The sequence below is a fragment of the Rhizobacter sp. P3_B12 genome, from assembly GCF_056402895.1.
Window position 1 is genome coordinate 1 of sequence record NZ_JBFUGN010000559.1, and the last position, 4056, is coordinate 4056.

General features: G+C 71.3%; 3 protein-coding genes. 1 reads left to right on the forward strand and 2 read right to left on the reverse strand.

Annotated features, from left to right (window positions below; genetic code table 11):
* Positions 1 to 1014 (reverse strand): PHP domain-containing protein (locus AC1D01_RS23590; RefSeq protein ID WP_477870644.1); only part of this gene is annotated, 1014 nt, incomplete at its 3' end.
* 116 nt (positions 1015 to 1130) lie between these two features.
* Between AC1D01_RS23590 and AC1D01_RS23595 the strand changes: the two genes are divergently transcribed.
* A complete protein-coding gene (locus AC1D01_RS23595) occupies positions 1131 to 2576 on the forward strand; it encodes an NAD-dependent succinate-semialdehyde dehydrogenase (protein ID WP_477870646.1) in 1446 nt (481 codons plus the stop codon).
* Here AC1D01_RS23595 and AC1D01_RS23600 read toward each other — a convergent pair.
* Positions 2563 to 3849, reverse strand: coding sequence for a glycoside hydrolase family 18 protein (locus AC1D01_RS23600; protein ID WP_477870648.1), 1287 nt, complete (start codon positions 3847 to 3849; stop codon positions 2563 to 2565). The genes AC1D01_RS23595 and AC1D01_RS23600 overlap by 14 nt on opposite strands.
* Positions 3850 to 4056 lie beyond the last annotated feature (207 nt).

Below are 4056 nucleotides of genomic sequence, written 5' to 3' on the forward strand. Positions count from 1 at the left end.
GCGCACGATGTCGGCCACCGTCAGGAAGTAGGCCTCGTAGCCGAGCTGCTCGATCAGCGCGAGCTCGTCCTCGATCAGCTTCGACCACTTGGGTTTCAGCCCGTCGGGAAAGCGCTTCGGCACGCCGGCATAGGTGAGCCGGCGCAGGTGGGCGATCGGCGTCATGCCCTCGGGCACGACCTCGCGCGGGTACTCGTACTTCAGCTCGGCGAGCGAGAAGGTGCACTGCGCGGCCAGCAGCAGCGTGTTGTCGAGCCACGCCGGCTCGTAGAGGCCGGCCAGCCGGCTGCGCGAGCGCAGGTACTGCTCGGCATTGGGTGCGAGCTGCAGCCCGCATTCGGTGAGCGGCAGGTTCAGCCGCGTGGCGGTCAGCGTGTCCTGCAGCGACTTGCGCGAGCGCAGGTGCATCAGCACGTCGCCGGACGCGACCACCGGCAGGCCGACCCGCCGCGCGACCTGCAGCACGGTGGCGAGCAGTTCCTCGTCGCCCGGGCGGTGCAGCCGCTCGAGGGCCAGCGCGGCCCGTTCGTGGAACCAGGTCTTGAGCCACATCGCATGCGCGAACACCGTCTCGAACGGCTGCGCGGCATCGGGCACCAGCAGTGCCAGGCATTCGGGCAGGCCGGCCAGCGTGGGCGCGTCGGGCACGCCGCCTTCGAGGTCGGACGGGTGCGCGAGGTAATGCCCCTTGTCGGCGCGGCGCCGCGCGACGGTGATCCAGTGCGACAGGTTGCCGTAGCCGCGGCGCGTCTGCGCGAGCAGCACGAGCCGCGCATGCGGCTCGCCGCCGGCCGGCAGCGTGAGCCGCATCTCGCTGCCGATGATCAGGTGCAGCTGGCGACGCCGTGCCTCGACGTGCGCGCGCACCACGCCGGACAGCGAGCATTCGTCGGTGATCGCGAGCGCCGCGTAGCCGAGGTCGGCGGCGCGGTTCACCAGTTCCTCGGGGTGCGAGGCCCCGGTGAGGAAGCTGAAATTGCTGCGGCAGTGCAGCTCGGCGTAAGGGGGAAGCATCGCGAACAGAATACTGTTTTTTCATACAGTATAGAAACAGCCTGAGCACGCAGCAAGGGCTTGGCCCAGGGTTGACAATGGCGCCCTTCCCCGCTTCGACGACAACGCGAAAGCCCATGAGCGACACCACCTACCCCGACACCCGCCTGCTGATCGACAACCAATGGGTCGACGCCACCGGCGGCAAGACGCTGGACGTGCTGAACCCCGCCACCGGTGCGCCGATCGGCAAGGTCGCGCATGCCTCGACGGCCGACCTCGACCGCGCGCTGGCCGCCGCGCAGCGCGGCTTCGAGACCTGGCGCGCGACGTCCGCGCACGAGCGCGGCAACCTGATGCGCCGCGCCGCCGCGCTGCTGCGCGAACGCGCCGACGGCATCGCCCGCCTGATGACGCAGGAGCAGGGCAAGCCGCTGGCCGAGGCGCGCGTCGAGGTGCTGGCCGGTGCCGACATCATCGACTGGTTCGCCGACGAAGGCCGCCGCGTGTACGGCCGCATCGTGCCGTCGCGCAACCTGGCCGCGCAGCAACTGGTGCTGAAGGAGCCGGTCGGCCCGGTCGCGGCCTTCACGCCGTGGAACTTCCCGATCAACCAGATCGTGCGCAAGCTCGGCGCGGCGCTCGCGAGCGGCTGCTCGTTCCTCGTCAAGGCGCCCGAGGAAACCCCGGCCTCGCCGGCCGCGCTGCTGGCCACCTTCGTCGATGCCGGCATCCCGGCCGGCGTGCTCGGCCTGGTGTTCGGCAACCCGGCCGAGATCTCGGCCTACCTGATCCCGCACCCGGTCATCCGCAAGGTCACCTTCACCGGCTCGACGCCGATCGGCAAGGAACTGGCCGCGCTGGCCGGCCGCCACATGAAGCGCGTGACGATGGAGCTGGGCGGCCACGCGCCGGTGATCGTCRCCGACGACGCCGATGTCGCGCTCGCGGTCAAGGCCGCCGGTGGCGCGAAGTTCCGCAATGCCGGGCAGGTCTGCATCTCGCCGACGCGCTTCCTGGTGCACAACAGCGTGAAGGCGGAGTTCTCGCAGGCGCTGGTGGCACACGCCCAGAAGCTGAAGCTGGGCGACGGCCTGGCCGAAGGCACCACGCTCGGCCCGCTGGCCAATGCGCGCCGCCTGGGCGCGATGGCCAAGGTGGTCGACGATGCACGCAAGCGCGGCGCCACGGTCGCGACCGGTGGCGAACGCGTCGGCAGCAGCGGCAACTTCTTCGCGCCGACGGTGCTGACCGACGTGCCGCTCGATGCCGACGTGTTCAACAACGAACCGTTCGGCCCGGTGGCCGCGGTGCGCGGCTTCGACACGCTGGACGAGGCGATCGCCGAAGCCAACCGCCTGCCGTTCGGGCTGGCCAGCTACGCCTTCACGCGCTCGATCAAGAACGCGCACCTGCTGTCGCAGCGCCTGGAGGTCGGCATGCTGTGGATCAACCAGCCGGCCGCGCCGGTGGCCGAGATGCCGTTCGGCGGCGTCAAGGACTCGGGCTACGGCACCGAGGGCGGGCCGGAGGCGATGGAGGCCTACCTGGTGACGAAGAGCGTGTCGATCATGGCCGTCTGACGGCCTTCGCGGGCGCCGGACCCGGGGTCTGCCCGACCCCGAGGTTCATCGCGTTCAGGATGTCGCCGTTGTCCTGCGACAGCTCCCACGCGAACACGCCCGCCAGCCCGTGCGCGACCGCGAAGCGGCCCTTGCGCCGCACGCTGCGCGGGTCGTCGTAGCCGATCATCTGCTGCGCGCGCGCATTCCACAGCGTGTACGACTGCGTGCCGCGGTCGTACACCGTTCTCCAGCCCTGCGCGCCGGTGCCCTTCGGTCCCAGCCAGCCGTCGGCCAGTTCGCGGTAGGTGATGTCGCCTTCCTTGCCGGGGAACACGCCGCTGCGCGGCACGCCGTTGAAGCCGTTCGGCCCCGGGCCCTTCACGCCGGCGAAGCCGCGGCCGTACATCGCGACGCCGGCCACCAGCTTGTGCGCCGGCACGCCCGCCTTCGTCATCACGCGCACGGCGCCTTCGAGGCTGTCGTTCGTCTCCGGCGTCGGGCTCGCGAGCGGCGTGTGGTGGCCGGCCAGCGGCGTCCAGCCACCGGCGAAGTCGTAGGTCATCATGAAGACGAGGTCCATCACCTTCGCCGCCTCGGCGTGGTTGACCTTCGTCGCGAGCGATTCGGTGGTGTYGACCGCGGCGGTCAGCAGGTAGCGCCGGCCGGTCTGCGCGGCCAGGCCGTCGAGCGCGCGGCGCAGGTCGGCCATCAGGTCCGCATAGCCCTGCCCGTCGGCCGGCGTGCCGAGCGCGACGCCGTTGGCGCTGCCGTTCGAGGTGGGGTGCTCCCAGTCGATGTCGATGCCGTCGAAGGCCGGGTGCGTCTGCAGGAACTGCGCGACCGAGGCAGCGAACACCGCACGCCGCGCCGGGTCGTTCGCGAGGTGGAAGAACGGGTCCGAGCCGCCCCAGCCGCCCACCGAGGCCAGCACCAACGCCCGCGGCGCGCGCTGCTTGAAGCGGGCGAAGACGGCATCGAACTCGTCGTCGCGCTTCGAGGTGGCGAGCTGGAAATCGGCCTTGCCTTCGCAGGCCGCGGCGTCCTGCGGCAGCTGGCCGGGGCCGCACAGGTGCAGGAAGGCGTAGAGCAGGTGCGTCAGGTTGCCGGCGGGCACGCGGTCGAGCAGGTCCTGCGGCTGCCAGTGCGGCACGTAGACGCCGACGACCCTGCCGCTGGTGGGCGTGAACGGGCGGTGCTGTCCGGTGAAGGGCGGCACCGGTTCGGCGGCCGACGCGGCCGTGGTGATCAGGCTCAGGGCTGCCAGGGCCAGCATCCATCGCGGTCGGTTCATCGGCGGTCTCGTCGAGTGGGTTGATGAAGTTCAGGCATGGCAGGCTGCCTCGACGCGCGCGAGCGCCGCATCGGTCCAGCGCCGCAGCGCCGCATTCGACAGCGCGGTCGGCACCGAGCGCAGCAGCATCCGGTAGACCGCGCCGCGCGTCACCTTGAGGCGCCGTGACGGGTCGAGCCAGCCCGGCGCGCTGAGCAGCAGCTCGAT